The sequence below is a fragment of the Haloglomus halophilum genome, assembly GCF_024298885.1.
In the GTDB taxonomy this organism is placed as follows: domain Archaea; phylum Halobacteriota; class Halobacteria; order Halobacteriales; family Haloarculaceae; genus Haloglomus; species Haloglomus halophilum.
Genome location: NZ_CP101166.1, coordinates 3026260 through 3050635 on the forward strand (window position 1 = coordinate 3026260; position 24376 = coordinate 3050635).

Below are 24376 nucleotides of genomic sequence, written 5' to 3' on the forward strand. Positions count from 1 at the left end.
GCACTGTCGTGGGACAGCGCCATTCGTCCGTCAGTTCTCAGTCAGCGGGACGCCGACCGAGAGGTCTTCGAGCACGACCGTCCCGGGGGTGCGGATGGAGCCGTGTATCGGGAACATGTCCGAGACCGCGGTGACCGTGAGGTAGAGCTGTTCGCGTGGGCCGATATCCGCAGCGACGCCGGGCAGTTCGACGGTCCGCTCGACACCCATCACCGGGTCGGCCTCGTGCAGTGGCATCACGTTGTTCTGGAGGACCTGTGCTGTGGCCGGGCTCTCGCCGACCGAGAGCCCGAAGAACAGCCGCTGGTCGACGCCGAGGGCCGTGACCGTCGCCGACAGGTCGGGGACGCCGGCGACGGTCAGTGGCCCGTTCGCGAGCGGCAGGTGGACCGGCGCGCCGACGCCGGTGGTCGAGGCGACGGTGCTCGTGTTCGCGACTCCCAGCCCGCCGGCGCCGTCACCGTACACCGAGAGGTCGACCTCGCCGAAGTCGGTTCGGTCGTCGACCGTCTCGACGGCGACCCGGCGCTCGCCGGAGGCGGTCTGGAGCTCGTACGGCGCGCCGACGACCGACCGGGCGTCACCGTCGTCGTCACGCATCGCCTCGAAGAACGCGAGCCGCCGCTCCGCGAACGTGGCCGGCGGCGTCGCCACGCCCGACAGGGACGCCAGGTTGCTCCCCAGCGGGAGGACGTTGGGGAGCGCGTGGCCGCCGTTGTAGCCGACGACGGCGCTCTTCGCTCGGGCGCGGTCGGTAAGCCCGCGCTCGAAGTTCTTCCACGCCTGGTTGAAGTTGAACAGGTTGTCCGAGAGCCCCTGCCCGAACAGGACGGGCACGTTGAGCCGGATGTCACGGTCCACGAAGCCGACGGTGCCGTTGTCGGAGAACCGGCTGTCGAGGTCGGGCTCGCCGAGCGGCTCGCCGTCGGGCCACTGGCCCGTCGTGGCGCCGTAGGCCAGCCCTTCGTGGACGTGCTGGGGGACCATCCCCGCGCCGAGCGTGTACAGCGCCAGCACCCACGTCGAGCGGACCACGTCTTCGGGCGCGAGCGACTCCGTGAGGTCGTACCAGGTGATCTGCGGGGCGAGCGCGTCGAACCGGGTGTACCCCTTCTCGGCCGTCTCGGTGAGCGCGCCGACGAGCTGGTAGCCGCCGCCGTAGCTCCGGCCCATCGCGAAGACGGTCGGGTTGTCCTTCTTCGGGATGGGGATACCCTTCGGCTTGCTGCGCGCGACCCACGGCAGGTCGGCGACGTAGTCGAGAATCGCGATGACATCCTGTCCCTCGCGCTCCGGGCTCTGGACGTACGCCTGCCCGCCGGATGCACCGTGGCCACGCTGGTCGAAGCTCAGCACGCCGAAGCCGGCGTCCAGTTCGGTCCCGAACGCGCCCTCACTGGAGGTCCGCGAGCCGCCCCACCCGTGCGAGTGGAGGATCATCGGCGCGGGGTCGTCGGCCGACGCCCCTCCCGGTCGGTACACCGTCGCGGCGATGTCGACCGGGTGGGGGGAGTTGTCGCTCGTGATCGTGACATCCTCGCTGGTGTGGTCCTGTGCGGCCGCACCCGCCCCGGCTCCGAGGCCGAGTGCGGCCCCGCTCGCCGCGGTGAGTGTCAGGTAGCGTCGTCGCGTTACGCCGTCGGTCGTTCGCTGGGGGTCATCGGTCATGGCTGGTGTGGTCGCGTGGTCCGTGCCGGCCCCGGTCGGGACGGCGACGGCACGGCCGGTCGTACACGGAGTGCGAGCAGGAACCGACGTGGCGATTGCGCCGGGCAACAGGGGTTGCTTAAGACGTTCCGGACCTCCAGGCATCGAGCCCCTGGCCGTGAGTCGGGGGCTTTTGTAGTTGCACGTCTCCGGTACGGGCATGACCGACGACGCCACCGCGGACGACGAGGGGCTTGCTCCCCTTCCGGGATCCGAGGCCGAGCCGGAGCCGTTCACCTACGACGGCGGACGGGTCGACCCCGGCGAGACCCAGAACGTCCGCTACGGCGTCAGCGAGACCTATCTCGGCGAACCCATCCGCGTCCCGGTCACCATCGTCAACGGTGCGCGTGCCGGTCCGACGATGTTCCTCTCGGCGGCCGCGCACGGTGACGAACTGAACGGTATCGAGGTGGTCCGGGAGGTGGCCCACGAGTGGGACCACACCGACCTCGCGGGGACGCTGGTCTGCCTGCCCGTCCTCAACGTCCCGGGGTTCATCGCCCAGCAGCGCTACCTCCCCATCTACGACCGCGACCTGAACCGCTCGTTCCCCGGCGACCCCGAGGGCACGTCGGCCAAGCGCATCGCCCACCGCATCCACCGGAACTTCCTCGAGCCCTGTGACCTGGGGCTGGACTTCCACACCTCCACCCGTGGCCGGACCAACACCCTCCACGTCCGCGCGGACATGGAGCACCAGCGGACCGCGCGCGTCGCCAACGCCTTCGCCTCGAACGTCATCATCGCGGGCGAGGGACCGTCGGGGTCGCTCCGGCGCGAGGCGACCGAGGCCGGCGTCCCGACCATCACGGTCGAGATGGGCGAGGCCCACCGCTTCCAGCGCGGCCTCATCGACCGCGCGCTGGCGGGCACGCTGTCGGTCATGGCCGAGTTCGGCCTGCGCGACGAGGAGGCGGTCGCGTGGCCCGGCTGGCGGACCGTCGTCGACGGCTCGGCCGAGAAGACCTGGCTCCGCGCGGACGCGGGCGGACTCGTCGAGATGCACCACGAGCGCGGCTCGCTCGTCTACGAGGGCGATGCGGTCTGTACCATCACGAACCCGTTCAAGACGGACTCGACGGTCGTGGAGGCGCCGTTCACCGGACTCCTCGTCGGCGTGCTGGAGAACCCGCTCGTCTACCCGGGCAACCCGCTCTGTCACCTCGTCGAACTCGACGAACGGACCCGGCGCGCGCTCGAACGCGAGGGCGAGCGCACGTCTGGTGGGCCCGCCTGATACTCCCTGTCTGCGACGACCTCCCGCCTGACACGACCTCCAGGGGCGGTCAGTCGTAGTCGTCGAACTCGAACTCCGCGTCCTCCTCGTCCTCGTCGCTCAGGAACCGCGTCTTCACCAGGTAGGCGACGACCGCGAGGAAGACCAGTCCGACGAGTGCGCCCACGACCGCCGTCTTCGAGCTGCCGCCGCTCCCCGGCGGGGTGTCCTCGTCCGCGGCCTCGAACGAGACGTCCTCGGCGTCGCGCCCGTCTTCCCCCTTGGTGAAGGAGGCGTCCTGTACGTGGACCTCCAGGAACGTGATGTCGACCATGGTCGGGATTCAGTCGGCGAGGGTTTAGCGGTTGTGGGGCATTCTGGTCGGCGTGCCTGCGCGCCTGCGTCCGGCGGTACGCCGACATGCCGCGCGGACCCACTGGAGACCGGGTGTCGGTGCGTTTATCCGGTCGGCCCGCGCGCTCTGTTGTATGCCGGGGCGACCGCTCGACGTGCTCGAAGAGACGCTCGGAGACGAAGTGACGGTTCACCTGAAGGGCGGCGAGGTGTACGACGGCGTCCTCGAGGGGTACGACCAGCACATGAACCTCGTCGTGGCCGACGGGGAGAACACAACGATTATCCGCGGCGATAACGTCGTCTCGATTCAACCAGAACCATGACTGGAGCCGGCACGCCCTCTCAGGGGAAGAAGAACAAGACGACCCACGTGAAGTGCCGCCGCTGCGGCGAGAAGTCCTACCACAAGCAGAAGAAGAAGTGCGCGTCCTGTGGCTTCGGGAAGTCCGCGAAGCGACGGGACTACGAGTGGCAGGGCAAGACCGGCGACAACTGAACGCGGGCCACACGACGACCGAACCGCGACCCTTCTGTTCGCGGCTACCACCGACAGCCGTGGCTTCTCCGGCATGTACGGACCTGCCGGCAGTGCCCGGTGACGGCTGTGTCACCTGGAACGACCCAGTTGCGAATCTTTTTGCCGGTCCGGTCGCTCCCTCCGCACAATGACAGGCCGGGACCACCGGGACCTGGGCGGCCCGACGGAGAAGTGCGGTGTCGTCGGGGTGTCCCTGGACGAGCGGGCCGCCGCGCGCCCGCTCTACTACGCGCTGTACGCGCTCCAGCATCGGGGGCAGGAGTCCGCCGGAATCGTCACCCACGACGGCTTCCAGCAGCACTCGCACGTGGAGATGGGCCTCGTCGGCGACGCCTTCGACGAGGACGATATCGACCAGCTGAACGGGCCCGTCGGCATCGGACACGTCCGCTACCCGACCGCCGGGAGCGTCAACGCCTCCTGTGCGCAGCCGTTCTCCGTCTCGTTCAAGTCCGGCTCGCTGGGGCTCAGCCACAACGGCAACCTCGTCAACGCGGGCGAGATCCGCGACGAACTCGCGAACCTGGGCCACGCGTTCACCTCCGACGGCGACACGGAGGTCATCGCCCACGACCTCGCGCGCAACCTGCTGGAGGAGGACCTGGTCCGCGCGGTCAAGCGCACGATGAGCCGCATCCACGGCTCCTACTCGCTCACCATCATGCACGACGACACGGTGATGGGTGTGCGCGACCCGCAGGGCAACCGGCCGCTCTGCATCGGTGAGATCGACGACGGCTACGTGCTGGCCTCCGAGTCGGCGGCCATCGACGTGCTCGACGGGGAACTCGTCCGCGACGTGAAGCCGGGCGAACTCATCATCCTCCAGCCCGACGGCGAGGGGTTCGACGCCTACCAGCTGTTCGAGCAGGAGAACACTGCACACTGCTTCTTCGAGCACGTCTACTTCGCACGCCCGGACTCGGTCATCGACGAGAAACTCGTCTACGACGTCCGGCGTGACCTGGGGCGCGCGCTCTGGGACGAGAGCGGCGTCGACACGGACGTTGTGATGCCCGTGCCGGACTCCGGGCGCGCGTTCGCCTCGGGCTACGCCGAGGCCGCTCAGGAGGAGGACGCCAGCGTCGAGTTCGCCGAGGGGCTGATGAAGAACCGCTACGTCGGGCGGACGTTCATCATGCCCACCCAGGACGCACGCGAGCGCGCCGTGCGCCTGAAGCTCAACCCCATCAAGGACGTCGTCGAGGACCGGACCGTCACCATCATCGACGACTCCATCGTCCGCGGGACCACCTCGACGCAGCTGGTCCAGCTGATGCGCGACGTGGGTGCCGACGAGGTCCACGTCCGCATCGGCGCGCCGCCCATCATCGCGCCGTGCTACATGGGCATCGACATGGCCTCGCGCGAGGAACTGATCGCGTCCGACCGGACGGTCCCGGAAATCGGCGACGAAATCGCCGCCGACTCGCTGGAGTACCTCTCCATCGACGCGGTGGCCGACGCGCTCGACCAGTCACGTGCGGACCTCTGTCTCGGCTGTGTCACCGGCGAGTACCCCTACGACATCGAGGGCGAGACGACCGACCGCGACGTGGACCGCCCCGTCATCGGCAGCGAGCCGGCGGCGGCCGACGACTGACCCCCGGTCGATACCCGTTCTCCATCACGCCTCCCCGTCCGTCAGCCGCCGGTACTCGTGTCGCAGTGGGTCCACCAGCGTCGGTAGCAGGACGAACGCCGTCCCCAGCGCCACCAGCGCGACCCAGAAGGGCCGGGTCCCGTCGGTGACACCCTGCGGCAGGAGGACGAACGTCCCGACGAGCAGGACCGCGACGGTGGCCAGCTCGCCGAGCCCGCGGACCACCACCCGGGGGTGCTCGCGGAACTGCTCGCGGAGCTCCGCGAGTTCGGCACCGAGGTTCATGCGCGATGATGCGGCGGCACGCCTCTTAGCTCCCGGGGACCGCGTCGTCCCCGGACCCTGCCCGCTCAGTACACCAGATACAGCATCGCGTAGACGCCGATGCCCAGCGAGAACGAGACGAGCCACAGCGCCGCCGCCACGCGGCCGACGCGCGGATGGAGCGAGCCGAACACCTCGCTCGTCGGCCGCGTCCCGGCCACGAGGAGCACGTAGTACAGCAGCGGCACGCAGACGATGGCGAGCAGGATGTGGATGCCCAGCATCGGGAAGTAGACGAACCGCTCGACGGCCGCCGGCCCGGGGAACGGGGTCGGACCCAGTAGCGCGACCCGGTAGAGGTACAGCACCAGGAAGGTCGCGAACAGGCCGAAGCTCGCCACCATCAGGCGCGCGTGGCGCTGGACGTTGCCACGGCGGATGGCCCGCCATCCGGCCGAGATGGTGCCGATGGCGACGAGGCTGATGCCGGCGTTCACGGGCGGGATGGCCCTCAGCACGCTGTCGGGCGCTCGGGGGAGCAGGCCACGTGGGACGACCCCGAGCGCGGCCGCGAAGACGAGTGCCAGCGAGACGACCGTCAACAGCGCCGTGGCTTCCGGCACGCGGTCCCGGGGGAGGAGCGACCCCTGCCCCGACTCGGAGGTGGTCATGTCTGGCCGTACGGGCGGGGGGATTATCGGTGCCGTGAGACGTGTGCCAACATTTATCATGACTGGGCAGCAACGACGACACACGAGGGATGACGTACACAGACCCGCACCACGCCGACGACCCCATCTACGAGTGTATGGACTGCGGTGACCGTCCGTCGGACGTGGATGGCCGCCTCTGCCCCAAATGTGGCGGCTACCTCACGAACCTCGGCGTCGCGCGTGACCGGTGAGTCGTCGAGCAGCCGAAACAGGCGAGATACTGGCCGCTCCTGGGGCAGATAGATTCGGTCCTCCAGCTATGTCTCCAATTCTGGTATAATAATCGCCATAACTCGATAACCGATGAGCGAAACGAGAGCACTCCGTCTCGAGACGGACGAGGATATCTATCAATCCGGTGACGAAATTACGGTCGAGGTATGGGACGAGCGCGGCGTCCCCGTCGCCGGCGCCGTAGTGCGATTCCCCGATGGGGGCGAGGTGGTCACGGACGCCGATGGGACGGCCACGGTCGTGGCCGATACGACCGGAATCCTGCGGCTGCAGGCAACCAGAGAGAACGACGACGGGGTGTCGTACACGCCCGACGAGCACCTGATCCGGGTCAGGCAGGCCTGACCCCGTGCCGTAGCCGCGGCTGTCGAAGTAGCGTTCGGAGAGAGTTTGCGTGGGTGCCGTCCCAAAGGGATGGCACCTGCACTGCCTGGGGCGACGCCCCAGGTTATGGCAGTGCGTGGGACCGGATTTGAACTTCCGTCGTTCCGCTCGCTTCGCTCGCTCCACGACGACCCTCGCGCCCTGCGGGCGCTCGGCGGCGGACCCCTCCGGGACAATGCCCTCAGTGCGCGTCGGGGGTCGGCTTGGAGCCGAGCGACGCTACTGTCGCTGTCCGGCTATCATCGGTAGGAAGTTTGCGTGGGTGCCGTCCCAAAGGGACGTCACCTGCACTGGGTGACGCGCAGAGCGCGTCGGGCAGTGCGTGGGACCGGATTTGAACCGGCGGACCCCTACGGGACAGCGCCCTCAACGCTGCGCCGTTGGCCTGGCTTGGCTACCCACGCACGCTGCTGCGTGCCGAAGCCAATCGGACCGACGAGAGATTTGCTGATATGGTTTTCGTTCCACGGGCGGGGCGAGGTAGTGTGACACGGTGCCGGCGGGCGGCTGGAATCGTCCGGAGAATCGGGCCGAACGCGAATTTGAAGTGTCTGGGTCGGTTCAGTGGCGCCATGGCGAAGTACTCGACCGGGGGCAGCAGCGGGGGCGCCAGCGACAGTTGCGAACTGTGCGGCGCCGAGGACCGCGACCTCCGGACGGCGACCGTGGCGGGAGCGAAACTGGATGTCTGCGGCGAGTGTGCCCGGCACGCCGAGGACGACGACGACCGCGGGCAGGACGACGACGAGCAGGAACGTCGGCGGGAGGCCGCGCGCAACACCGCGAAGCTCAACGACGCCCGGAAGGGCAACCCCGAGCACTGGGAGCAGGGCGGCACGGACTACGACGACGACCCGCTGCCGTACCTGGTCAAGAACTACGGTGACCGGCTGGAGGAGGCCCGGCAGGAGGCCGGCCTCCAGACCGCGGAACTCGCGGGCGAACTCGGCGTCGACGAGGCCGACGTGCTGGCCGTCGAACAGGGCCGCGCGACCCGCGCGGGCGTCGGTGGCGCGCTCATCACGGCGCTCGAGGAACGGCTCAACGTCCAGCTCGCCGAGGACACCTGAGGCTGCTCTGCGCGCCGCTACTCTCGCGCGCGCACACTTCCCGTCCGGCCGCGACCACTTCCGGCCCGGTGACCGAACGTTGAAGCGGCTCGCTCGCGTCCCGTGGCACGATGGACGGAGCGTCGGCCCGGTTGCTCGCACTCCCCCCGGCAGTCGTCGCCGACCGCTCGCCCGACGCCGTCGCGGACGCCCGTGACTACTTCGACCCGGACGGGGTCTGGGTGCTGGCGACCGAGCGCGCACCGCGAGCGCACGCGACCGTGCGCTCGGCAACGGGCGGTGCTGGGACCGAGATGCCGGTCGTCCACACGCCGCTCGCGCGCGACGATGACCCACGCCACGACCGACTGGGGAGCGGTGACGGCGTGGACGTGGTGAGCGTCGGCGACCCTGCGGTGCTCCCCGATGTCGGGCGACAGCTCCGGGACGGCGCCATCGGCGTCGTCCCCGATACGACGACGTTCGTCGTCTGTCCCGTGGCGGTCGAGGTGGACGCGACCCAGCTCGTCGCCACGCTCCCGGCTGCCGCTGCCCTCGCCACCCTCGCCTCGACCGCACCCGGACAGGTGGTCGTCCTGAGTGACCTGCTCCCGGCCGACTACGACCACGAGTGGACGCTGGAGGCGCCTGACGGCGATACGGTCGCGGTGCGCATCCACGGCCTCGGCGCGACGGAGGGCTACGGCAGCCGCGACGTGGCCTGTCTCACCCTCTCACCCTCTGGCGCGGTCGGCACCGAGCGCGTGGGTGCGGACCGGTTCGGCCTGCGCGCGCTGGAGGGCGTCGGCCCACGGACCGCCGACCGTCTCCGCGAGGCGGGCGTCCGCTCGCGCGAGGACGTGCGCCGGACGCCGCTCCGGGGGCTGACCGACGTGACCGGTGTCGGACGCGACACCGCCGAGCGCGCGACACGGCACGCGGAGGTGCTGGATTCGGGTGAACCACTCCGCCTGAGCACGAGCGCGCTGCCCGGCGAACCGGCCGCGGCGCCACCGCTCTGTCTCGATATCGAGACGGACGGGCTCTCGCCGACGGTCATCTGGCAGGTCGGCGTCTACGACCCTGCTGCCGACGAGCACCACGCGTTCACCGAGCGCGAGGACCCGGACGACCCGGGGCGCGTCATCGAGGCGTTCCTGACGTGGCTGCTCGCCGAACACCCGGACCGTGACCTCGTCACGTGGAACGGGAACCGGTTCGACTACCGCCACCTGACGAGCTTCGTCGAACGCCACTGCCCCGAGTACGCGGCCGAGTGGGACGCCTACTGGAAGCACGACCTCTACGACTGGGCCGTCCGGCAGGACAACGCACTGTTGCCGGGGCGGACGAACAAGCTCGACCACGTCGCGCGCAAGCTGGGGTACGCGGGTGCCGACACCGGCCTCGACGGGGCCGCGACCGCCGCCGCGTACGGCCGATTCATGCGCACCGGAGAGCCGCTCGACTGGGACCGGCACGAGGCGTACTGCGAGGACGACTGCCGCGCGCTCTGGCACGTCTACGAGGCGCTTCGGGAGGCTGACCGTCGGGACGGGGTTGCCGCCGAGCGCGAGCGCACGACCGACTCCGAACAGGCCGGACTGGGTGATTTCTGATGGCCGACGAGAACGCTCTGGCACTGACGGGTCGCGAACTCCTCGAGACGTTCCCACGTTACGCCGACCTCGAGGAACACGCCTCCGTCCGCGAACTGGAGCCACGCGAGGCCCGCACGGTTCCGGCCGACGAGGTGCTGCGCCCCGCACTCGCCGCGAACTACCCGTACGACCCGTTCATCCACCAGGCGCGGGCGCTGGACGCGCTCGAACGGGGGGAGAACGTCTGCGTCGCCACGAGCACGTCCTCGGGGAAGACGGACGTGTACGCCCTGCAGGTCGCCCGGAACGTCCTCGACGCGCGGGCTCGGGACGCCGAGTCGACGGCGTACGTCGTCTACCCGATGAAGGCCCTCGCACAGGACCAGCAACGGGAGCTGTCGGCACTGTACGACCACCTCGGGCTGGATATCGAGGTGGCCGTCTACGACGGCGACACGGAGCTGGGCGAGACACGGCGGCGCATCCGCGAGGAGGCCGACGTCGTCATCTCGAACTTCATGGGCGTCAACACGTACCTCCACAACCACGACGTGTGGTCGCGCTTCTTCAACGCCTGCGACCTCGTCGTGGTCGACGAGTCCCACACCTACACCGGCGTGCAGGGGATGCACGTCGCGTGGATACTCCGCCGGCTGAAGCGCGTCCTCGACTACTACGGGAGCGACCCGTCGTTCGTCTGCTCCTCGGCGACCATCGGCAACCCGGGCGAGCACAGCGAGGCGCTGCTGGGTGAGCCGGTCACCGTGGTCGACGAGGACGGGAGCCCGCGCGGGCGACGGGACCTCGTGCTCTGGAACCCACCGCCGACCGAGCGCCGGGACGATGGGTCCGCTGCCGACGGCGACGGCGACGAGGATGGGACGGCGGACGAATCCTTCGAGCGCCAGCCCGCCTCCGTCGAGGCGCCGCGCGTCTTCTCGCACCTGACGTACCACGACGTGCGCACGCTCATGTTCGCGCCGTCGCGCAAGCTCGCGGAGCTGTCCGTCGGGCGCGCCCGCGAGCACCGCCGCGAGTACCCACGCTACTACACCGCCAGCGAGCCCAGCGCCATCGAACCGTACCACGCGGGCCAGGGCAAACGCAAGCGCCACACGACCGAGCAGTCGCTCAAATCCGGCGCGCTCGACGGCGTGGCCGCCACGTCCGCCCTCGAACTCGGCATCAACGTCGGCGAGATCGACGCCACGCTGCTGATGGGCTATCCCGGCCAGCGCCAGTCCTTCTGGCAGCGCATCGGCCGCGCCGGGCGCGACGCGGCCGATGCACTCTCCGTGCTCGTTGCGGACTACGCGACGCTCGACCAGTACATCGTCGACAACCCGGCGTACCTGCTCGAGGGCGACGTGGAGGACGCCGTCGTCGACACCACCAACGACCGCGTGTTCGCCCAGCACCTCCTCTGTGCGGCCGACGAGGTGGCCCTCGACGAGACCGACGCGGGCGAGGGCCCCGACGACGCGTTCGCCGACCGCGACCGCCTCGACCGCGCGGTCGAGATGTGGCGCCGCGCCGGGAAGCTGACGGGGCACCTGGAGACGGGCGTCTCCTACGTCGGCCCGCCGCGCCCGCAGACCGACGTGAACCTCTACGCGACCGACGACGAGCAGTATCAGGTGCGCGTGACCGAGGACACGCCGCCCGAGCAGGAGCCGGACCTCGAACCGCTCGCGCGAGAGCGGGCCTTCCGGGACTACCACGAGGGCGCGGTCCGGGTCCACGGCGACCAGCAGTACGAGGTCGTCGATATCGAGCACGGGCGCGATGGCGGCACCAGCCAGCCGTACGTCCGCCTCCAGCCCGTCGACGTGGACTACTACACCCGGACGCGCTCGGAGGTGACGGTCCTCGACGCCGAGAGCGAGGACTCGCGCGAGGTGAACGGCTTCCGACTCCACTTCGGCACCGGGAGCGTCCTCGTCCACCACGCCGAGTACGACCGCGTCCGCATCAGCGACAACGAGCGCATCGGCACGCCCATCCCCACCGAGTTGCCGCCGCTAACGATGGACACACAGCTCTGCTGGGTCGAAGTTCCCGAGCAGGTCGAGCGCGGGCTCGTCGAGCGGTACGCCGACTACCGGGTGCCCGACCTCCCCGAGGAGCAACAGTCACCGCATCTGGGCTACATGGGCGGGCTCCACGCGGCCGAGCACGGGATGATTGGCGCCGCGCCGCTCGAGTTGATGCTCGACCCCGGCGACCTCGGCGGCCTCTCGACGCTCGTGCTCGACGGGCATCTTGCCGAGGCCGAGCGCGCGGGAAGCGTCGACGAAGGCGGAGCCACAAGCGCAGCCGGTGACGGCGACGACCCCGGCAGCGTCGAGGCAGTCCGCACCGCGCTCGAGGCCCGCCAGCGCGAGGGGGCCCTGGAGCGCTCGGCGTCGGGCTGGTTCGTCTACGACGGTGTCGAGGGCGGGCTCGGCTTCTCCCGGGCCGTCTACGAGTCGTTCGAGGCGCTCGCGCGCCGCACCCGCGAGCGCATCGCGGCCTGTACCTGCGCCCGGACGGAGGGCTGCCCGGCCTGCGTGATGGACGAGAACTGCGGCAACGACAACCGGCCGCTCCACCGCGAGGCCGCCGTCGACGTGCTCGACCACCTGCTCGACGACGCGGACGAGCGGGCGCTCGCCCCCGAGGAGACCGACGAGCGCCGGCCGCCGCTGTTCTACTCGTAGCTGGCTCGCCCGATGGCTTATGACCACGCCGTCGCTCGTGTCCGCTATGAGCGAGAATCCGGCGGCGTCACCGCTGGAGGCGGCGGTGGGGGGCGACATGGAGCGTGCAACGGATGCGTTCGCCGTGCTCAGCAACGAGACGCGGCTGGCAATCCTGCTGGCGCTCTGGGACGCCCACGACTCCGTGAACCCCGAAGACGGCATCTCGTTCTCGGACCTCCGCGAGCGGGTCGGCACCACCGACTCCGGCCAGTTCAACTACCACCTCGAACAGCTGGTCGGGCAGTTCGTCCGCAAGGTCGACGATGGCTACCTCCTCCGGCGAGCCGGCCAGAAGCTCGTCCGCACCGTCATCGCGGGCGCGGGCATCGAGGAGCCGACGCTGGAGCGCACGCCTATCGACGTGCCCTGTCCGTACTGCGGGGGTCAGACCGCAGTGCTGTACGACGACGAGTGGCTCTACCACGTCTGTACCGAGTGCGAGGGTGGTTTCGCGGGGACCAACGAGCAGCCGGACGGCTACCTCTCCGGCGCGGCGCTGGACCCGGCGGGGTTCGGCGACCGGTCGCCGGAGGAGCTGTGGGCGGCAGCCCTGAGCCGCGGCTACCAGGACATGAAGACGATGCTCGAGGGCGTCTGCAACGAGTGCTCCGGGCCGGTGAATCTGCGGCTCAAGGTGTGCGAGGACCACGACGAGGACGGCGTCTGCGAGACGTGTGGCCGCACGCCGGCCGCGCTCGTCATCCTTGGGTGTACGGTCTGCAAGAACTACCACGCATCGTCGCCACGGAGTCTCGTGCTGCACCACCCCGCGGTCGTCGCGTTCTACTACGAGCGGGGTGTCGAGGTCGGCTACAGCCACGGCGAGTTCGAGCAGATACGCCGGCGTGACCGACTCGCCACCCGGAACGAGCAGCGCGTCGTCTCGGCAGACCCACCCCGGGTCGAGGTGACCGTCCGACACGAGGGCGACGAACTGCGGGTGACGATGGACGAGGATGCCGAGGTGGTGGCCGTCGAGGAGCACTGAGGGCCGCGCCCGCTACCGACGGAGATTTGTCGTCCGCCACCGACCCGTCGCCCGACCATGACCGACGCACGCGGTTCCCTCCGGCGCGCGTTCATCGAATCGGATGCCTCGCCCGACGGCAAGTGGTGGGTGGACGTGCCCGCCGGCCTCTCGCTGGGCGATGAGGGCGACCACTACACGGTCGACGCGGTCTGTCTCACCGACCGCGAACAGGAACTCCCGGAGGTGTACACGGCCCACGCCGGCACGGAGTACGTCAATCCGGAGGCGGACGAGGCGTTCGGCGTGACGAAGGCCGACCTGTTCGAGACGCTGCGCGGGACGGAGAGGTTCGCCGAGGAGACGGTGACGCTGGTGGCGTTCGACCCCGGCGCCGCCCGCGTCGGCACCGTCGGCGACCTGCTGGCCGCTCGTGAGTTGATCCGGGCCGACTGGCCCGGCTGGACCGTCGACGAACTCGTATACGTCAGCGACACGGACCGAGCGCACGTCACGCGAGCGGCGAAGGAACTGGACGTACGGGTCGTGCGGGTGGCGTAGCGCCGGTAGCCGGTGGCGTCGGCCTCCCCGCACAATCCACACCCGTTTTCACCCCCACCCGCGAAGTCCCGGACAACATGAACGACGACCTTCGCGAGCGGGTCGAGCGCGAGGCCGAGACGGCCGCGCTGTTCAACGCGCTCAAGCACGGCAGCGACGCGCAGGTGGGCGCCATCATGGGCCCCATGATGGGCGAGAATCCCGAGTTCCGCGAGCACGGCGACGAGATTCCGGGCATCGTCGCGCCCGTCTGCGAGCGCGTCAACGGGCTCTCGGACCAGGAGAAACGCGACCGCCTCGCGGAACTCGACCCCGACGCCGTCGCCGAGCTGGAGGCCGAGGACGAAGAAGACGACCAGCTCCTTCCGGACCTCCCGAACGCCGACGAGTACGACGAGGTGCGGATGCGGCTCGCGCCGAACCCGAACGGGCCGTGGCACCTCGGTAACGCCCGGATGCCCGCCGTCATCGGCTCCTACAAGGAGCTGTACGACGGCTGGATGCTCTGCCGGTTCGACGACACGGACCCCGAGACGAAGCGGCCGGACCTCGATGCGTACGACGGTATCCTCGACGCCATCGACTACCTCGGCTTCGAGCCCGACGAGGTCGTCCGCGCCAGCGACCGGGTGGAGACCTACTACGAGCACGCCCGCGACCTCATCGACGAGGGCGGCGCGTACGCCTGCTCGTGCCCCCAGGAGGAGTTCTCGAACCTGAAGAACAGCGGCGAGCCCTGTCCGCACCGCGACCAGGACGCCGAGACCACCCACGAGGAGTTCGACCGGATGGTCGCCGGCGAGTACGACTCGGGCGAGAAGGTCCTCCGGGTGCGGACCGACATCGAGCACAAGAATCCCGCACTGCGCGACTGGGTCGCGTTCCGGATGGTCGACACGCCACACCCGCGCGAGGAAGCCGCCGAGTACCGCTGCTGGCCGATGCTCGACTTCCAGTCCGCCATCGACGACCACCTGTTCGCCGTTACCCACATCATCCGCGGCATCGACCTGCAGGACTCCGCGAAGCGGCAGGGCTTCCTGTACGACTACTTCGGCTGGGAGTATCCCGAGGTCACCCACTGGGGCCGCATCGAGGTCGACGAGTACGACGTGCCGCTCTCGACGTCGAGCATCAAGCAGCTCATCGCCGACGGCGAACTGGACGGCTGGGACGACCCGCGCGCACCGACGCTCGCGTCGCTCCAGCGCCGGGGTATCCGCGGTGACGCGGTCGTCGAAGCGATGACGGACCTCGGGGTCTCCACCACGAACGCGGACCTGGCGATGTCTTCGGTCTACTCGGCGAACCGCGACCGCGTCGACGACGAGACCGACCGCGCGTTCCTCGTCCGGGACGGCGAGCGCCTGCCGGTCGAGGGGGGCCCCGACGAGGGGCATCCGCCGGTGCATCCGGAGCACGAGGACCGCGGCCGGCGGGACGTGCCGCTCGGGGACGCGGTGCTGCTGGAGGCCGACGACGTGCCGGCAGACGGCGAACGCGTCTGGCTGAAGGGCTGGGGCCCGGTCCGGAACGACGGCGGGACGCTCGAGTTCACCGACGAGGGTATCGACGTGGTGCGCGAGGAGGGCGTGGACGTGGTCCACTGGGTCGACGCCGACGAGAACGTGCCCGTCACGATGCGGACGATGGACGGCGACGTCGAGGGGCACGCTGAACCCGGTGTGGAGGGGTACGAGGTGGACGACCTGCTCCAGTTCGAGCGCGTGGGTTTCTGCCGGCTCGATGCGTTCGAGGATGACGATCTTGTGGTCTACTTTACGCATAAATAGAATATACGCAATATAATATTTGAATATTCAACCCTTCCACATAATAATCATAAAATTCCTATTATATCTCCCATATATAAGTTACCTTGATCAGTAGAAAGCCCCCGCCCGCTCTTGCTACGGCAGCAGCGATGGCAGCTACGACACAACCGAGGAGAAAGCCCCCGCTCGCTCGACCGTCCGGGACTCGCTGCGGTCCTCGGTCGCTGCGCTCCCTGCGGTCCTTGCGTCGTCCGGGACGGTCGAGCGGGCGGCCCCTTTCAGTCCCGCCCTGTTGCCCGTTCGGTCGAGTGTATGCACGTGGTGGTTCCGGGCTAGCAGGGTGCCCCCACACCTCCCCGCGCGAGCGCCGTGTGTTCCGACCCCCTCGCTGGCGCTCGGGGTCTCCACGGCCAGGGCGCTCGCGCGCTTCCTGGTCCCGGAACCGGCTGGCCGACCAACCACTCTCCGGCCGGGAGCGCGTGGTGAGCCCCGAAGCGGGCGAACCCGCGCGACCCGGGGAAGGGCAGGGCCACAGCGCCCGTGCCACCAGCCGCATCCCTGGTGGACTCGAAGGGCGAGCGCTCCTCGACCCGGCCCGGACGCCGCAAGCACGCGAGCGAAGCGAGCGCGCGCAGCAAGTCCTGGCCGGTCGAGAGCGCGAGGGCTTCGTAGCCGTCTCCATCGTCGCTGACACCGTGAGAGAGCGCGAGGGCTTCGTAGCTGCCTCTATCGTCGCCGAGGTCGTATTCACGCGAGAACGCGCGACCTCCACAGAGATCCCCGCGTCCACCAGCGCCGTACCCGCTGGCAAACATTAACGTGCGAACCCGCAGACACCCGTCGCATGACCGACCCCATCGACTACACCGCGCTCGACGCGGGCAAACACGTCAACTACTGGACCCACGACGTGGCCCTCCAGCGCACCGTCGAACGACGCTGCGACCCCGACGACTCCCTCCGCGACCGCCTCGCCTCGTTCGGCGAGGTGATGGGCCACGAGATCGCGCCCAACACCGAGGTCGTCGCCGATAACGACCCCGAACTCCGGACCTACGACGCCGACGGCGAGCGCGTCAACGAGGTCACCCACCACCCGGCCCACATCGAGAACGAGCAGCTCGTCTACGAGCACGGCCTGTTCGCCGACGCGTTCGAGGCGCCGCCCGGCCGCGACGAGCCGCTGGACTTCCTCCCGCACTTCGCGGAGTTCACGCTCCTGACCATCGGCGGGAACACGGGCCTCACCTGCCCGGGCGCGATGACCGGCGGCGCGGCGCTCGTCCTCGAGAAGTTCGACGATGGCACGCTGGCCGACTACTACGACGGCCTGACCGCACGCGAGTACGACGACCTCGCGACGGGGGCGATGTTCCTCACGGAGAAGCAGGGCGGCTCCGACGTGGGCGCCAACGAGGTCCGCGCGGAGCCGACCGACGAGGCGGGCGTCTACCGGCTGTACGGCGAGAAGTGGTTCTGCTCGAACATCGACTCGGAGGCCGCACTCGTCCTCGCGCGCCGGCCCGACGCACCCGACGGGACCGAGGGCCTGTCGCTGTTCTGCCTCTCGACCGTCGACGCCGACCCCGAAACCATCCTCTTCCGGCGGCTGAAGGACAAACTCGGCACGCGGAGCGTGCCGACGGGCGAGGTGGAGTTCGAGGGGGCCGAGGCCCAGCTCGTCGGCGAGCCGGAGCGCGGGTTCAAGTACATGTCCGAGATGCTGAACATGGAGCGGCTCTACAACGCGCTGGGCAGCGTCGGCGGCATCGGTCGCGCGCTGCTGGAGTCCAAGGTCCACACCGCCGAGCGCGAGGCGTTCGGCGACCGACTCGCGGACCAGCCGCTGATGCGCCGGGACCTCGTCGACATGGCCGTCGCGCACGAGGCGGCGATGGCGGTCACGTTCGAGGCCGCCGAGCAGTTCGCGCGGCGTGAGCGCGCCCGCCGCGCGAGTGACGGCGCGGCAGACACCGATTCGGAGGCGTACCGACTCATGCGCATCCTCACGCCGGTCGCGAAGTACCGCTGTGCGCGCATGACCGTCGACGCCACGACCTACGCGATGGAGATCCGCGGCGGCGACGGCTACGTCGAGGAGCAGGTCCACCCGCAGATGGTCAGGGACGCTCACGTCAGCCCCATCTGGGAGGGCCCCTCGAACGTGATGGCGCTGGACGTCCTCCGGTCGATGCTCACGGAGGGGAGCCACGACGCCCTGCTCTCGGACCTTCGCGAGCGCCTCGACGCCATCGACGACCCCCGACTCGCGGACACAGCGGCGACCGTGGCCGAGGAACTCGACGGCCTCGCTGAGGCGTTCGCAGCCATCGGCACGGCCGGGCAGGAGGGTGCCCAGCTCGCGGCGAAGGAGCTGGCCGATTACGTCTTCGACGTGACCGCGGGCGTCCTCCTGCTGGAGCGCGCGGCGTGGCGACTCGACGAGGCCGACGACGCCCGCGAAGCGCTGGTCGCGGAGTGGTTCGTCGGCGAGCACCTCGAGACGGTCGACGCGCGCGGCATCCCCGAGGACGACCGGCTCCCGGTCGAGGCCTTCGACGCGATCGTCCGGTACGGGCGGGCCGAACCCGAGGCGGTCCAGCCGGTCGCGGACGACTGACGACCGAGACCGGACAGAACTGCGGGCCGCTACTCCCAGAGTGCGCGGGGCACGACCGAGGGAATCAGCTTCGCCTGGATGCGGCGCAGGTGTTCGCCGACGGTGGCCGTCGATACGTCCAGTGCGTCGGCGATCTCCTCCTGGTTCGTCTCGCGGGGCGTCTCGAAGTAGCCCAGCTCCAGCGCCGTCAGGAGGATCTCCTGCTGGCGTTCGGTGAGCGAGGCGAACGGGTCCGAGCGGTCCGGGTCGTAGGCGCCCATCGACTCCAGCGAGAGGGCCAGCGACTCGGGCATATCGTCGACGGCCTGGCTGATGGCCGCGTCGTTGCCGATGACGGTGACGCGGACGCCGCCGTCGGGCAGGCACTCGATGGGGAGGTCGAGCGCGATGGCCTGACTCCGGCCGACCGCCAGCAGGTCGCGGACGGTGTCGTTGGGTTCGAAATGTACGAGGGTAACGCCGTTGGTCTCACCGACGTAGTCGACATCGTAGATGTCGTCGCGGCCCTCCAGCAGCTGCTTCCCGCGTTCGAGGTCGCCACGCGACGCGTAGAGGACGATGCCGGTGCCGTCGTCGAGGATGTCGATCTGCCGGATGGAGAGCCGCTGGATGTTCGGCTCGGCGGCGATGGCGGCGTCCGCAGGGTGGAGTCCTCCCCGTCCGGCACTGATGACGAACGTCGCCTGGCGCATACCCCTTCCTCACGCCGGGGTATAAAGGGGCTTTCGCCGCAAGGATGAGGGCCGCCCGGTCCGCCGCCTCACTCTACGAGGACTGTCCGGTCCGCCCGGTCCGCCGCCTCACTCCACGAGGTCGTCCGGGTCGTCGTCGGCGAGGACGAACGGCCCGGCCGAGAGGGTACTGATAGCGATGGTCGACACGCGGACGACGTACGCCGTGAGGACGGCGAACGGCGCGAGCGCGAGGGTGTACGCGCCGCCGGCAAGCAGGAGGAGCCGCGAGACGCCGACCGTGGTGCCACCGACCATCTCCGCGTCGATGGCGAGGATGGCATACGAGACCAGCACCAGCGCGGGAAGCGAGACGAACAGCAGGTCCCGCGAGAGCGTGGCGAACTCCCGCTCGAAGTAGAGCGACTTGAAGTACTCGCGGGCGGTGACGAAGAACTCCAGGGCGGCCACCACGTCCTCGAGCCGGGCATCGACCTCCTCCGTGAGTTCGGTCCCGTGACGGGAGCGAAAGCGCCGCAGCGCGTACAGCTGGCCGGCGTAGTCGTACTCCAGCCCCGCCAGCAGGATGCCGAAGGTGCCCGCACCGTCGGACAGCCGCCGGTTGACCGCCTCGACATCCGCGGCGACGCGCTCGCGGAACGCGTCCATCTCCGCCGCGGGTTCCCCCTCGGTCCCCTCGTCGAGCCCCGGGTGGCCCGGGGCCATCGCGTCGACGGCGTCCTGCAGGTCCTGGGTCCGGTCGAGGATGCCCTGCGTGACCGCCCGGAGGAACGCCGACGGCCGAGCGGGGGACACCTCGCGGTCGAGGACATTCTCGGTTTCCTCGCGGAACTCGCGGGCGCGCTCGACACGCTCGCGCTGGCGCCCCACCGGACTGAGCTCCTGCGAGACGAACAGCGACGTGACGGAGACGACGATGGAGACCAGCAGGATGACGCCCGAGAGCAGCGTGTTCAGCAGGCTGGCGATGGTCCCGCGCGCGGCGAGCAGTTGTTCGGAGCCCAGGAAGACGAGTGCCATCGGCACCAGCGCCACGTACACCACCCCGAGCAACAGCAGCGTGACGGCCCGGCGGTTGCCGGTCAGCAGGAACCAGCGTCCGGGGGCGCCTGCAGCACTCATTGCCCGGTTCGACGGCCGTTGGCCGTTAAAAACCGGCGGAACGGAGCCCCGAACGGCCGCGAGACGAGCCGGGCGCGCATCCGGCGGGCGCCGACCCGGAACCGTTTAAGTTGTACGGGGGTGAACGGGGAGCCATGACGAACGACACCGAGGAGGCTGGCGGCATCGGCGGCAAGAAACTGGCCATCGGCGCGGTGCTCGTGGTCGGGGTCGTGCTTCTGGTCCGTGCGCTCCGTGGTGGCGACGGCGACGAGGACGACACGACGGGCGAAACGCCGTCGACCGACATCGACTCCGTTCCCGGGCAATCGGGCGGCGACGCGACCGACGCGCTCCCGGTCGACACGGATGTCGAGGGTCGCTTCGACGAGATCGACATCGTGGACGCGGTCTACATCCTCGTCGCGGGTCTGAAGGCCGCCCGCGAGGAGTACCAGCAGCGCACCGACGACGGGGGCGCCTGAACGGCCGGATTTTTCTCCCTGCAGTACCTCGAAGCGGGCAGCATGCGCACCACCAGTCCCCGGTGGCGGCGGGCCGTGGAGCTCCTCATCCTCCTCGTCACCGTGGCCTACGTGTCTTCGGGTCGGCGCGTCACCGACACCGGCGTCGGTGCCGACGGACCCACCGATGGAACCGATGCCCCCGAGATGGAGGTCGAGCTCGAACGGGTCACCGTCGGCGACGACCTCTCGGTGACAGGGGCTGGTCTCGACCCGACGCTCATCGCGGACGTGCTGGAGCTGAACGAGGGCGCCGCGGAGCTCGTGGACGCGGCCGAGGACGAGTTCATCCGGGAGCCCATCGAGACCGCGACGGGCGGCGCCATCGAGGTGCCCGACGTGGAGGACGAACTCGCGCGCCGGGTCCGGGAGTCGAACGTCTCCGAGACGGCCATCGACGAACTCGATGCGCTCGGCGGGCTCTTCGGTTTCGGGCGCCGTCGCCGCCGCCGTCGTGACCGGGAGTCGACCGACGAGGACGGGTCGGCGGACGACACGACCGGCGACGAGTAGGTCGCCCCTTCCGGTAGACACTTCCTCCCACCGGCCGCCGACCCGTCCATGTCACTCCACAGCGCGGAGTTCGGCGTGGAAGGGAAGCGCGCTATCGTGACCGGCGCGAGTCAGGGTATCGGCCGCACCATCGCGGAGACGCTCGCGGCCGGCGGGGCCGACGTGGCCATCTGCTCGCGCTCGCAGGACCGGGTCGACCCGGTCGCCGAGGGCATCAACGAGGACCCCGACGCGGGCGACTGCCTGGCCGTCGAATGCAACGTCCGCGAGCGCGAGGAGGTCGAGGCGTTCGTCGAGGCGACCGTCGAGGAACTCGGCGGGGTCGACATCCTCGTCAACAACGCGGGCGGCGAGTTCGTCGCCGCGTTCGACGATATCTCCCCGAACGGCTGGGAGGCCATCGTCGACCTCAACCTGCACGGTACGTTCCACTGCACGCAGGTCGCGGGCCAGGCGATGCGCGAGGACGACGAGCACCCCGGCGGCGTCGTCATCAACATGTCCAGCGTGAACGGTCAGCACGCTGCGCCCAACGAGAGCCACTACTCCGCCTCGAAGGCGGCCATCATCCGGCTCACGGAGACGCTCTCGGTCGAGTGGGCCGACCACTCGATCCGTGTCAACTGCGTCGCGCCCGGCCTCATCCAGACGCCCGGCGTCGCGGACACGCTCGGCATCGACGAGTCCGACATGCCGCCGCGCGACCAGGTGGACCGCCGCATCGGGCACACGGAGGATATCGCGGATGTGGTCCAGTTCCTCGCCTCACCGGCCGCCGCCTTCGTCAACGGCGAGACGTACACGGTGAAGGGGGTCCCGCGCGCCGGCAACTCGATGAGCGCCGACCTCGGCCTGCAGTAGTCGAGCGTTGCGCGGGTATCCGTCGAGAACCCTCTTCTCCGGGCGCATACGCCGTATCGCCGGGTCTTGTTCCGATCTGCTTCCCGGTGGTGCTCGTTCGCAGTAGCTACTGCGTCGTCGTACCGCGCGAAAGAAGCGGGGAACCGGTCGGTCGTGCGGTTCTGTGTGGTCAGCCGAGCAGGCCGCCGTCACCACCGCTGTCGCCACCGTCACCGCCGCCACCACCGATCATGCCACCACCGATCGGCGTCTGGGTCGGGGTCGGCGTGGGCTCCGGCGTCGCGGTCGGCGTGGGCGACGGGGTGGCCGTCGGCGTCGGGGTAGCCGTCGGCGTGGGCGTCGGCGTGGCCGTGGGTGTCGGCGTCGCGGTCGGCGTCGGCGACGCAGTTGGCGTCGGCGTCGGCGAGTCCGTCGCTGTCGGCGTCGGCGAGTCCGTCGCTGTCGGCGTCGGCGAGTCCGTCGCTGTTGCCGTCGCGGTCGGCGTCGCAGTCGCGTTCGCAGCACCGCCACCACCGGCCGAGCCGGGGTTCGCCTGGACGCCGCCCTGGCCGGGGGCGACGACGCCGCCGGCGCTCAGGACGGTGAACGCGACCGCCACCGCACTCGCCGCGAACAGGGCGAACGCGGCCAGCTTGATGGGCGGCATCTCGTCGCCCGTTCCGGCAGTCGGCGAGGGCTCGCCGAAGCCGGGGTCGGACGCGGTCGGGCCGCTCGCGGCCGCGCTCTCCGCGGCACCGGCGGTTGCGCCGGCCGCAGCGCCCGTCGCTGCCGCACCAGCGGGCTCGGCCTCGGCGGCCGGCGCCGGTTCGGGTTCGGGGGCGGTGAACTCGTTGTCACCGACCGCGAGCCAGCCATCGAAGTCGAAGCCACCGTTCTCGAACTCGAAGGTCCCGGCGGCTGCCGTGGCGCCGGCCGTTGCGGTCTCCGTGGCGGCTCCGGTCTCCGCGACCGTCTCCGTCTCTGCGGTGTCGAGCGACTCGGCGCCGAGCCAGCCATCGAAGTCGAAGCCACCGTTCTCGAACTCGAACGACTCCGCGGCGTCGGCGTGCTGTGGGTCCGTCGTGGTCGTGCTTCCCGAACTGCTCGAGGTGCCGGGGATGGCGCCGATGACGCGGCTCAGCGCCTCGACGACGATGGCACCGATGAATCCGATGACGAGCAGCGGGATGGCCTTCGGGCCGGACGGGAGCTCCGCCCGGTCGCGCCCGAAGGTGACGACACGCGGTCCCTCGCCGCCGAGCCCGACGCTGGATGGAAGCTCCGAGGGTCGGTAGATGGGGTCGGGAGCACCGTCCTCCCCTTCGCCCGCCCCCGGGCTCTCTCGCGGGTCGACGTTCTGCATCCACTGGTTGAAGTCGAACCCGTTCCCGCCGGACCCACCACTCGGACCGGCTCCGACCGGCTCACCACCGTCGCCGGCCAGGCCATCGTGGTCGGTCGGCCCGCCTGTGCCTGGTGGTGGGTTCGACTCCGGCGCATTGCCGAACTCGAACTCACCCCCGTCTCCGTCGTCCCCGTTATCGTCCCCACCGGGCGTCCCCGACGGGTTGTCGTTGTGTCCTGTCATGCGCTACGGTCGTCTCTACTGGCATGCGGTACAGGAGTCGCTTAAAGACACTGGTGGTTACTATCGGTGATTTATAACCTCTCCGGCCGTTCGGGCCGTCTACCCGACCTCCGGACCGTTCCGTTCGGTCACCCGAAGTTCTCCACCTTGGCGTCGTCGGGCGCGGCGCCGACAGCGGCCATCGCGTCGGTGGCGGCGTCGAGGAACGTCTCGAAGCCGTAGACGAACAGCTGCTCGCCCGGCTCGCCCGTGACGACGGCGCTGACGGCGTCGGTCAGCGGCTCGTCGGCGCCGAGTACGTACACCGCCGCGCCAGCGGCCGCGAGCGCGGCGAGGCGCTCCTCGTGAACCGGTGCGTCGTCACGGTAGACGACGGCGGCCTCGTTGCCCTCGGCCAGCGCGCGCTCGGCGATTCCCACCGCGGGGCCGATACCGGGGCCGCCGGCGAGCACGACCGCGCGCGCCTCGTTCTCGTAGAAGTCGCTCCCGAACGGTCCGGCCATCAGCACGCGGTCGTCGGCCGCCAGGGCGAGCAGGTACTCGCTGAACGGGCCGCCTTCGTCGGGGTCGTAGCCGACCGTGATCTCGAACGTCCCCTCGACATCGGGTGAGGAGATGGTGTAGAACCGGGAGACGGCGTCGCCCTCGACCTCGGCGGTGAGTTTCACGAACTGCCCCGGCTGGGCGTCCAGTTCGGGCGGCGTCTCGAACTCGATGGCGACCGTGTCCGGGCCGCACTCGCGAACGGCGACGACACGAAGCTCGGTTTCGTCCATGGCGATGCT

At 69.9% G+C, this 24376-nt stretch carries 24 protein-coding genes and 1 tRNA gene; 16 read left to right on the forward strand and 9 right to left on the reverse strand.

Annotation, left to right across the window (positions count from 1 at the left end; all coding sequences use genetic code 11):
* Positions 1-30 precede the first annotated feature (30 nt).
* Positions 31-1668: an alpha/beta hydrolase gene (locus NL114_RS14695; RefSeq protein ID WP_254821669.1), complete on the reverse strand. Its 1638-nt coding sequence runs from the start codon at positions 1666-1668 to the stop codon at positions 31-33.
* Positions 1669-1867: 199 nt separating this feature from the next.
* Here NL114_RS14695 and NL114_RS14700 point away from each other — a divergent pair, with 199 nt between their 5' ends.
* A complete protein-coding gene (locus NL114_RS14700; RefSeq protein ID WP_254821670.1) occupies positions 1868-2947 on the forward strand; it encodes a succinylglutamate desuccinylase/aspartoacylase family protein in 1080 nt (359 codons plus the stop codon).
* 49 nt (positions 2948-2996) lie between these two features.
* On the opposite strand, the gene NL114_RS14705 is transcribed toward NL114_RS14700, so the two are convergent.
* The gene (locus NL114_RS14705) at positions 2997-3260 is read right to left on the reverse strand and encodes a hypothetical protein (RefSeq protein ID WP_254821671.1); all 264 of its coding nucleotides are present in this window, start codon (positions 3258-3260) and stop codon (positions 2997-2999) included.
* Between the two features lie 154 nt (positions 3261-3414).
* Here NL114_RS14705 and NL114_RS14710 point away from each other — a divergent pair, with 154 nt between their 5' ends.
* The 3 genes from NL114_RS14710 to purF all read left to right on the forward strand — a co-directional run bounded on the left by NL114_RS14710 (position 3415) and on the right by purF (position 5424).
* Positions 3415-3606, forward strand: a complete 192-nt coding sequence (locus tag NL114_RS14710; protein ID WP_254821672.1) for an LSM domain-containing protein — start codon at positions 3415-3417, stop codon at positions 3604-3606.
* Positions 3603-3779 carry a 50S ribosomal protein L37e gene (locus NL114_RS14715; protein WP_254821673.1) on the forward strand — a complete coding sequence of 59 codons (177 nt, stop codon included), beginning with the start codon at positions 3603-3605 and terminating at the stop codon, positions 3777-3779. Before NL114_RS14710 ends, NL114_RS14715 begins: the two co-directional genes overlap by 4 nt.
* A 169-nt stretch (positions 3780-3948) precedes the next feature.
* Positions 3949-5424 carry an amidophosphoribosyltransferase gene (purF, locus tag NL114_RS14720; RefSeq protein ID WP_254821674.1) on the forward strand — a complete coding sequence of 492 codons (1476 nt, stop codon included), beginning with the start codon at positions 3949-3951 and terminating at the stop codon, positions 5422-5424.
* 24 nt (positions 5425-5448) lie between these two features.
* Here purF and NL114_RS14725 read toward each other — a convergent pair whose 3' ends face one another.
* Positions 5449-5709, reverse strand: coding sequence for a hypothetical protein (locus tag NL114_RS14725; RefSeq protein WP_254821675.1), 261 nt, complete (start codon positions 5707-5709; stop codon positions 5449-5451).
* 65 nt (positions 5710-5774) lie between these two features.
* Positions 5775-6359 (reverse strand): DUF420 domain-containing protein, encoded by a 585-nt coding sequence (locus NL114_RS14730; RefSeq protein WP_254821676.1) that lies wholly within the window; start codon positions 6357-6359, stop codon positions 5775-5777.
* A gap of 89 nt (positions 6360-6448) precedes the next feature.
* Between NL114_RS14730 and NL114_RS14735 the strand changes: the two genes are divergently transcribed.
* Positions 6449-6592, forward strand: a complete 144-nt coding sequence (locus NL114_RS14735) for a rubrerythrin-like domain-containing protein (RefSeq protein WP_254821677.1) — start codon at positions 6449-6451, stop codon at positions 6590-6592.
* A 112-nt stretch (positions 6593-6704) separates the two neighbouring features.
* Positions 6705-6980 carry an Ig-like domain-containing protein gene (locus NL114_RS14740; protein WP_254821678.1) on the forward strand — a complete coding sequence of 92 codons (276 nt, stop codon included), beginning with the start codon at positions 6705-6707 and terminating at the stop codon, positions 6978-6980.
* 358 nt (positions 6981-7338) lie between these two features.
* On the opposite strand, the gene NL114_RS14745 is transcribed toward NL114_RS14740, so the two are convergent.
* Positions 7339-7423 (reverse strand) — tRNA-Leu (locus NL114_RS14745).
* Between the two features lie 168 nt (positions 7424-7591).
* Between NL114_RS14745 and NL114_RS14750 the strand changes: the two genes are divergently transcribed.
* From NL114_RS14750 to NL114_RS14780, 7 genes are all read left to right on the forward strand, one after another.
* Complete coding sequence (locus NL114_RS14750) at positions 7592-8089, forward strand: helix-turn-helix domain-containing protein (protein ID WP_254821679.1); 498 nt, start codon at positions 7592-7594, stop codon at positions 8087-8089.
* 110 nt (positions 8090-8199) lie between these two features.
* A complete protein-coding gene (locus tag NL114_RS14755; protein WP_254821680.1) occupies positions 8200-9687 on the forward strand; it encodes a ribonuclease H-like domain-containing protein in 1488 nt (495 codons plus the stop codon).
* On the forward strand, positions 9687-12368 hold the full coding sequence (locus NL114_RS14760; RefSeq protein ID WP_254821681.1) for a DEAD/DEAH box helicase: 2682 nt from the start codon (positions 9687-9689) through the stop codon (positions 12366-12368). Before NL114_RS14755 ends, NL114_RS14760 begins: the two co-directional genes overlap by 1 nt.
* A 46-nt stretch (positions 12369-12414) precedes the next feature.
* Positions 12415-13398: a DUF7351 domain-containing protein gene (locus tag NL114_RS14765; protein WP_254821682.1), complete on the forward strand. Its 984-nt coding sequence runs from the start codon at positions 12415-12417 to the stop codon at positions 13396-13398.
* A 57-nt stretch (positions 13399-13455) separates the two neighbouring features.
* On the forward strand, positions 13456-13938 hold the full coding sequence (locus NL114_RS14770) for a hypothetical protein (RefSeq protein WP_254821683.1): 483 nt from the start codon (positions 13456-13458) through the stop codon (positions 13936-13938).
* Between the two features lie 77 nt (positions 13939-14015).
* Positions 14016-15731: a glutamate--tRNA ligase gene (locus NL114_RS14775; protein ID WP_254821684.1), complete on the forward strand. Its 1716-nt coding sequence runs from the start codon at positions 14016-14018 to the stop codon at positions 15729-15731.
* Positions 15732-16557: 826 nt separating this feature from the next.
* Positions 16558-18333: an acyl-CoA dehydrogenase family protein gene (locus tag NL114_RS14780; protein WP_254821685.1), complete on the forward strand. Its 1776-nt coding sequence runs from the start codon at positions 16558-16560 to the stop codon at positions 18331-18333.
* 29 nt (positions 18334-18362) lie between these two features.
* On the opposite strand, the gene NL114_RS14785 is transcribed toward NL114_RS14780, so the two are convergent.
* Together NL114_RS14785 and NL114_RS14790 are read right to left on the reverse strand one after the other, a co-directional pair.
* Positions 18363-19025, reverse strand: a complete 663-nt coding sequence (locus NL114_RS14785; protein WP_254821686.1) for a helix-turn-helix domain-containing protein — start codon at positions 19023-19025, stop codon at positions 18363-18365.
* A gap of 108 nt (positions 19026-19133) precedes the next feature.
* A complete protein-coding gene (locus NL114_RS14790) occupies positions 19134-20147 on the reverse strand; it encodes a DUF7972 family membrane protein (protein ID WP_254821687.1) in 1014 nt (337 codons plus the stop codon).
* Between the two features lie 134 nt (positions 20148-20281).
* On the opposite strand from NL114_RS14790, the gene NL114_RS14795 reads away from it, so the two are divergent.
* Genes NL114_RS14795 through NL114_RS14805 form a run of 3 tightly spaced genes read left to right on the forward strand, consistent with a single transcriptional unit; the run spans position 20282 to position 22024 of the window.
* Positions 20282-20611, forward strand: coding sequence for a hypothetical protein (locus NL114_RS14795; RefSeq protein ID WP_254821688.1), 330 nt, complete (start codon positions 20282-20284; stop codon positions 20609-20611).
* A gap of 42 nt (positions 20612-20653) precedes the next feature.
* Positions 20654-21163 (forward strand): hypothetical protein, encoded by a 510-nt coding sequence (locus tag NL114_RS14800; protein ID WP_254821689.1) that lies wholly within the window; start codon positions 20654-20656, stop codon positions 21161-21163.
* A 48-nt stretch (positions 21164-21211) separates the two neighbouring features.
* Positions 21212-22024, forward strand: a complete 813-nt coding sequence (locus tag NL114_RS14805; RefSeq protein WP_254821690.1) for an SDR family NAD(P)-dependent oxidoreductase — start codon at positions 21212-21214, stop codon at positions 22022-22024.
* Positions 22025-22193: 169 nt separating this feature from the next.
* On the opposite strand, the gene NL114_RS14810 is transcribed toward NL114_RS14805, so the two are convergent.
* Both NL114_RS14810 and NL114_RS14815 read right to left on the reverse strand, forming a co-directional pair.
* Positions 22194-23591 carry a hypothetical protein gene (locus tag NL114_RS14810; RefSeq protein WP_254821691.1) on the reverse strand — a complete coding sequence of 466 codons (1398 nt, stop codon included), beginning with the start codon at positions 23589-23591 and terminating at the stop codon, positions 22194-22196.
* Between the two features lie 128 nt (positions 23592-23719).
* On the reverse strand, positions 23720-24367 hold the full coding sequence (locus NL114_RS14815; RefSeq protein ID WP_254821692.1) for an FAD-dependent oxidoreductase: 648 nt from the start codon (positions 24365-24367) through the stop codon (positions 23720-23722).
* Between the last annotated feature and the right edge of the window lie 9 nt (positions 24368-24376).